Here is a 1,569-nt window from a genome sequence, read left to right on the forward strand (position 1 = left end):
GCGCAAATTCCAAGGACACGATTACAAAGAAAATAACCGGCACCAACAAAGTTGGTATTATTATCATGGCAAATATTTTTTTGTTCATGATTTACCTCTTTTGTAAATTTGAAAGTACATGTTAATTCATTAGTGCAAATTATCATAGATTAAAAGAGGTGTCAATTATACCCTCTCTAATCCCCTAAATCCCCTTAACAGGGGGACTTTATTTTATTAAAACTCCTCCCCTGTCAAGGGGAGGCCGGGAGGGGTTAGATGGGGTTTTAGTAGCTTGTTTTTTCCTTGATTTTATGCTAAAATAGAGTTGTAAATACGAGCTAAGGGGGCTTTAATTTTTAATTTTAAAATGCCTAAAAAAGCTATAAAAAAAGCAAAAAAACTAGTAACTCACCCGCCACGCAAGCGAGGCATTGCGGGCGCGGAAAAATCTGCTAAAAAAGCGGTTGTTAAAGGAGTAGATAAAAAGAGTAAAAGTCAGGGTTATACAGCGGAAAATATCATGGTCCTGGAAGGTTTAGCGCCAGTCCGAAAAAGACCAGGTATGTATATTGGCAATACGGCCTCTACTGGCTTGCATCATTTGGTTTGGGAAGCCGTAGACAACGGCATTGACGAAGCTATGGCTGGTTTTGCCGATACTGTAGAAGTGTGGTTATTACCCGAAGGTAAAGTATCTGTTTCAGATAATGGCCGGGGCATTCCAGTTGAAAGGCATAAAGTCAGTAAGAAATCAGCGTTGGAAACAGTAATGACTACTTTGCATGCTGGGGGTAAATTCGGCGAAGGAGGCGGCTACAAGGTCTCTGGCGGCCTGCACGGTGTAGGTGTATCGGTTGTTAATGCTTTATCCAGTTGGATGAGAACTGAAGTTAGACGTGACGGAAAAATTTACGCTCAGGAATATCAAAAAGGCAAACCAACCAGTAAAGTAAAAGTAGTGGGAACAACTAAGACAGATGACACCGGAACCACGCAGACATTTTTGCCGGATTCGGAAATTTTTACAGTGACTGAATTTGACTGGTCAACTATCGTTGATCATTTGCGTCAGCAGGCTTATTTGACCAAAGGCATCAAAATCAATATTTATGATCAGCGAACCAACGACAAAAAAAGTTACAAATTTTATTTTGAAGGCGGTGTTGCTTCTTATATCAGGCATTTGAACAATAATAATGAAATTAAACAGCAAAAAGTTTTTTATGTTAATAAGGAAAAAGATAATATTAATGTAGAAGTAGCTTTTCAGTATACGGCTGATTTTAGGGAAGTGGTTTATGCTTTCGCCAACAATATTCATAATATGGAAGGCGGCAGCCATTTAATTGGTTTTAAAGCCGCTCTGACTCGAGTTTTAAATAAATATGCCCGCAAAAACGGTTTCCTTAAAGAAAAGGAAGCTAATCTAACTTCCGATGATGTTCGCGAAGGACTGACCGCTATTATTAGCGTCAAATTAGCAGAACCCCAGTTTGAAGGGCAGACTAAAGCCAAACTGGGCAACGCTGAAGTGCGCCCAGCGGTAGAGGCAGTTTTTGCCGATTATCTGGAATCTTTCTTGGAAGA

1 pseudogene (only partly in view) is annotated in these 1,569 nt (G+C 39.8%); it reads left to right on the forward strand.

Annotation, left to right across the window (positions count from 1 at the left end):
• Positions 1 to 349 precede the first annotated feature (349 nt).
• Positions 350 to 1,569 (forward strand): annotated as a pseudogene (gyrB, locus tag COX77_04545) (DNA topoisomerase (ATP-hydrolyzing) subunit B) (it continues 907 nt past the right edge of the window).

The organism is Candidatus Komeilibacteria bacterium CG_4_10_14_0_2_um_filter_37_10 (assembly GCA_002793075.1).
In the GTDB taxonomy this organism is placed as follows: domain Bacteria; phylum Patescibacteriota; class Patescibacteriia; order UBA1558; family UBA1558; genus UM-FILTER-37-10.